Below are 4517 nucleotides of genomic sequence, written 5' to 3'. Positions count from 1 at the left end.
TCCATCTGGTTTGGCCAGCCGGCTTACAAGAATGAGAACACGGTGGAGGTGGCCGGCAATGTTGATCTGGGTGCGGGTAATGACGAGGTGCTGATCGGTGGTGATACGGATCGGGATACCTATCTTGGGCCGGGAGACAACTATGCCTACTTCTTCGCCAATTCTCGTCAGAAGGTGATTGGCAGTGATGGAGATGACAATGTGGTTGCCCTGGGTGACCTTGGCTATCCGGCACCAGATGAAAACTCCCAAGGTTGGGATTTGAAAAACGGCAACAACTCCGCCCGGGTGAAAGGCACCTGCTACGCCCCGATTCTGGTGGGCAGTGGTGATGACCTGTTCATCATCGAGGGAGATGCCAAACGTGACTGCGCGCTGAATACCGATGGCGGCAGCGACATCATTGATGTGGGCGGCACCATTGATGTGGCCGTTGATACCGGCGTGGGGAATGACATGGTTATCGCAGGTGATCTTGTCAGCGGCCAGACTGTGACGCTGGGGGACGGTGATGACTATTTCCAGATGCATAACCTGCTGAAAGGTACTGTTCAGGCTGGCACGGGTGATGACTATGTTGTTCTCAACAACATCGATACCACTACGGGCTCGGTGGATGGTGGTGATGGCACGGATACTCTTGAGCTGAAGCTGGTGGATAAGGCTGCGTGGGACGCTGGAATCAAGAATTATGTCAGCGGGTTTGAGAAGGTCATTCTTAGTGATGATGTCGTCAATCTGCCGTGAGCAGGATTTTTACAGCCGCTGAATGCGCTGGACGATGGGCACCCGCTTGAGGGTGCGCATCAGTTCGGCCAGGTGCTTTCTGTCACGCACCAGAATGTCGAACTGCATGAGGCTGTAGGTTTCGTCCTTGTCTTCCGACTGCACGTGGGCGATGTCGGTGCCGGTGCGGGCGATGGTGGTGGCGATCTCCGCCAGCGCGCCGCGGCGGTTTTCCACTTCCAGCTGAATCAGGCTGTGATACAGTCCCTGCACCTTCTCTTCCCACTTCACGTCCAGCCATTTGTCGGGCTGGTTGCGGTAGGTCTGCACGTTGCGGCAGTTGGCCCGGTGGATGACCAGCCCCTTGCCGGATGAGATGAAGCCGATGATGTCGTCACCCGGTATGGGGTGACAGCAGTTGGCGAAGCGCACTGCCAGCCCTTCCGTGCCGCTGATGGCCAGCGTGGGCGTTTCATGTCCGGTCTGTTCGCCGTCTTCTCCATCCTCGCTCAGCAGGTCGTGAATCTGCTTGGCCACCAGCTGGGCGTTGCGTTCGCCAAGGCCGATCTTCTCCAGCAGTGCTTCCCAGCTTTCGATGCCGAGCGCATCCAGAATGCGCTGGCGTTCTTCATCCGTGAGATGCTGGCAGGAGAGGTTGAAGCCGAGCAGCGCCTTGGTGAGCAGCCGCCGCCCCAGGTCCTTGGCGCTGATGGCCGTCTGGTGCTTGAGGAAGTTGCGTATCTGCGTGCGTGCCTTGGGCGTGACGACAAAGTCCAGCCAGCTGGGGTTGGGCTGGAGTTCTTTGCCCTTGATGATCTCCACCGTCTGGCCGCTTTCCAGCTGGGTGCGCAGCGGCACCAGCTCCTTGTCCACCTTGGCGCCAATGCAGGCATGACCCAAGTTGGTGTGCACATGGTAGGCGAAGTCCACGGGTGTGGCGCCCTTGGGCAGGGAGACGATGTCGCCCTTGGGAGTGAACACGTAGATGACGTCCGGAAACAGGTCCACCTTGACGTTTTCGAGAAATTCCACCGAATTGCCAGCGTTCTGCTGGATTTCCAGCAGGTGCTTGATCCACTCCTTGGCGCGGGTTTCCACCGGGGTGGGCTTGACCGAGCCGGATTCCTTGTAGTCCCAGTGGGCGGCGATGCCGTGTTCGGCCACCTCATGCATCAGACGGGTGCGGATCTGCACCTCGATGTGGCTGCCATGGGGTCCGAAGACCACGGTATGCAGGGACTGGTAGCCGTTGGGCTTGGGAATGGCGATGTAGTCCTTGAAGCGGAAGGGCAGGGGTTTGTAGAGCTGGTGCACCACGCCCAGCGCCCGGTAGCAGGCGTCCACGCTGTCGGTGATGATGCGGAAGGCGAACAGGTCGAGGATTTCCTCGAAGCGCATGCGCTTGTCGCGCATTTTCTTGTAGAGGCTGTAGAGGTGTTTTTCCCGCCCCTGCACGGTGCCGGGCACCTTTTCCTGCTCCAGCCGCTGCTGCAGGGCGTCGGTGATCTGGTTGACCAGTTCGCGCCTTGGGCCGCGCGCCTTTTTGACCGCATGCTCCAGCACACAGTAGCGCCACGGATGCATGGCCTTGAAGCCAAGGTCCTCCAGCTCAATGCGCATGGCGTTGATGCCGAGGCGGGCGGCGATGGGGGCGTAGATTTCCAGCGTCTCGCTGGCGATGCGCCGCTGCTTGTCCGGACGCATGACGCCCAGGGTGCGCATGTTGTGCAGGCGGTCGGCCAGCTTGATAAGGATGACCCTGAGATCCCGGCTCATGGCCAGCATCATCTTGCGGAAGTTTTCCGCCTGGGCCTGCAGATGGCTGTCGGTCTTGATCTTGCCCAGCTTGGTGACGCCGTCCACCAGTTCGGCCACAGTGTCGCCGAAGCGTTCGGCCACCTCCTGCTTGGTGACCGGGGTGTCCTCGATCACGTCATGCAGCAGGGCGGCGATCAGGCTTTCATGGTCAAGCTGGTGCTCGGCGAGGATTTCCGCCACCGCCACCGGGTGCCAGATGTAGTCCTCGCCGCTTTTGCGCTTCTGCCCGGCGTGGGCGTCGCAGGCGAACTGAAAGGCTTGCTCGATCCGCGCCACCTGCTCCGCCGGCAGATAGGCGGCGGCCCTGTCAAGCAGAGGCTGGACCGAGTGTTCCATCAGGAGGGATCAGCCGAAAACCGGCGGGGTGTCCGGGTCTTCCAGCACAACCTTGGGGTCGATGTTGTTCTCGGCCAGTTCGCGCAGGGCGATGACCGTGGGCTTGTCGTTCTCGCGGGGTACGGTGGGCTCGGCGCCGCGCTCGATCTGGCGTGCGCGTTTGGCCGCCACCAGAACCAGTTCAAAACGGTTTTCCACCTTGTCGAGACAATCTTCTACCGTGACGCGTGCCATGGTCGGAATCCTTTGTGAATTTCATGAACGGGACCGTTCATTTTACCCCATCGGCGCCGGTCACGCTAAAATGGCCGCAGCAACGAAGGAGGAGAATCATGGGTATCGTGGGAACTATTCCGGCCCTGCTGTGGGTGCTGCTGGCCTATCTGGGTGTGATCTATCTGGGGGACGGGGCGCAGACGCTCAACCGCGAGCTGTTCTCTTTCCTGCTGGTGTCCGGCGCGCCGGTGTACATCACCGTCAACGGCCTGCTGGTGCTGGTGGGTCTGGTGATGCTGTTTTTCGAGGTGCTCAAGGCCACGCGCATCAGCAACATCACGGTGGTGGACCACATGCTCTCCACCTTCGTGTTCATCGGCTATCTGCTGGCGTTTCTGCTCATTCCGGCGGCGGGCAACCAGTTCTTTCTGATGCTGGTGGTCATGTCGCTGATCGACGTGATGGCCGGCTTCAGCGTCTCCATCACCGGCGCAAGGCGCGACATCGGCCTCAATGAGAAGAGTCTGGGTTGAGGCCCAGCGCCGTGAAATAGCGCTGGCGGACGGCTGCTTCCCGTTCCAGCAGTGTGGCACGCGCCCGTTCGCCCAGCGCCCGCGCCTTGTCCGGTGAAGTGGCCAGGCGTGTGGCCGTCTCCACCGCTTCTTCCATGTCTTCCAGCTGAATCAGCGCGCCTGCGTGCACGAAGGCTTCCGTTTCCTCTGTGAAATCCCGCATGTCGCTGCCGGTGATGATGGCCCGTCCCAGCGCCGCGGCTTCAAGAAAGTTGTGGCCACCATAGGGGGCGAAGCTGCCGCCCATCATCACCGCCGCGGCATTGCTCAGCCAGCGGGTCAGGGTGCCGAAGCGGGTTTCGATGAGAACGTCCGCTTCCGCGTCAGCCTGTTCATCCCGTTCCACCATCACTGTCGTCAGCCCCTGTTCCTCGGCCGTCAGACGCACATACTCGGCATCCTGATCCGGCCGGCGGGGGACGATCACCCAAGGCAGCGGGCGGGACATTTCGGCCAGCATGGGCATCAGCCCTTCGATCTCGTCATCGTAGGCGGAGGCGAACAGCAGAAAGGGCGCCTGTCGCAGCGGTCGAGGCGGCTGTTGGGCCAGACGAGCGGCGGCCAGCTCCTTGAGGTTGCCCGCCGCCGACACCCGTTCGCTTGGCGCACCCAGCTGCACGAAGGCTTCGGCATCCGATGATCCACGGGCCAGCACCTGGGTGACACTCCCGAGCGCCTCGCGCCAGGCAGTGCGCAGGAAGGCGGGCGCCCGGAGCGTTTTGTGGGTAATGCGGGCATTGACAATGCGCACCGGCACATCAGCCTCCCGTGCCGCCAGCAGCAGATGGGGCCACAGTTCCGTCTCCAGCACCCACAGCTCTGCGGGCGAGAGTGCGTCCATCCAGCGGC

At 61.5% G+C, this 4517-nt stretch carries 4 protein-coding genes and 1 pseudogene; 2 read left to right on the top strand and 3 right to left on the bottom strand.

Features of this window, described 5'->3' with window-relative positions; translation table 11 throughout:
• Nucleotides 1–747: hypothetical protein (locus F8K16_RS03285; protein ID WP_294946893.1), on the top strand; the 747-nt coding region annotated here is incomplete at its 5' end.
• A gap of 9 nt (nucleotides 748–756) precedes the next feature.
• Here F8K16_RS03285 and F8K16_RS03280 read toward each other — a convergent pair.
• Both F8K16_RS03280 and rpoZ read right to left on the bottom strand, forming a co-directional pair.
• Nucleotides 757–2880 carry a bifunctional (p)ppGpp synthetase/guanosine-3',5'-bis(diphosphate) 3'-pyrophosphohydrolase gene (locus F8K16_RS03280; protein WP_294946890.1) on the bottom strand — a complete coding sequence of 708 codons (2124 nt, stop codon included), beginning with the start codon at nucleotides 2878–2880 and terminating at the stop codon, nucleotides 757–759.
• Nucleotides 2881–2919: 39 nt separating this feature from the next.
• Nucleotides 2920–3114, bottom strand: a pseudogene (gene rpoZ / locus F8K16_RS03275) (DNA-directed RNA polymerase subunit omega); the annotation flags it as partial.
• 98 nt (nucleotides 3115–3212) lie between these two features.
• Here rpoZ and F8K16_RS03270 point away from each other — a divergent pair.
• Nucleotides 3213–3629, top strand: coding sequence for a hypothetical protein (locus F8K16_RS03270; RefSeq protein WP_294946885.1), 417 nt, complete (start codon nucleotides 3213–3215; stop codon nucleotides 3627–3629).
• Here the strand turns inward: F8K16_RS03270 and F8K16_RS03265 are convergent.
• On the bottom strand, nucleotides 3607–4517 hold a 911-nt coding region (locus F8K16_RS03265), incomplete at its 5' end, for a glycosyltransferase N-terminal domain-containing protein (RefSeq protein ID WP_294946883.1). The two genes, F8K16_RS03270 and F8K16_RS03265, sit on opposite strands and share 23 nt — an antisense overlap.

The organism is Sulfurivirga sp., assembly GCF_015490265.1.
Classification (GTDB): domain Bacteria; phylum Pseudomonadota; class Gammaproteobacteria; order Thiomicrospirales; family Thiomicrospiraceae; genus Sulfurivirga.
This window is presented reverse-complemented; position numbering and strand designations above follow the sequence as displayed.